Genomic DNA, 283 nt, shown 5'->3' with positions numbered 1-283 from the left:
CGGCACCGCCACCGCCACCAGTGCCGCCGGCACCACCGACCCCGCCGTCACCGCCGGTCGAGGGACCCGTCAAATCCTGGCTGAAGAAATCAGTGGAATCCCCGGCACCGCCGGCACCGCCGGCACCGCCGTTGGCCCCCGCCGCACCCGCACCGCCGACCCCACCCACACCCCCGGCGCCGCCGGCGCCGCCATCACCACGGACCGATCCGCCCAACCCGCCGGCCCCACCAGCGCCACCCGCGCCACCGGCCTGACCAGCCGCGCCCGCACCACCATCGCC

The 283-nt window shown here is 78.1% G+C and carries 1 pseudogene; it reads right to left on the bottom strand.

The window, feature by feature from the left end:
- A pseudogene (locus ACZY1I_RS32285) lies at nt 1-283 on the bottom strand (PE family protein); the annotation flags it as partial.

It is taken from the genome of Mycobacterium sp. IDUB_37, from assembly GCF_055419245.1.
The sequence above is the reverse complement of the archived record's forward strand: the minus strand, read 5'-3'. Positions and strand labels throughout refer to the sequence as shown.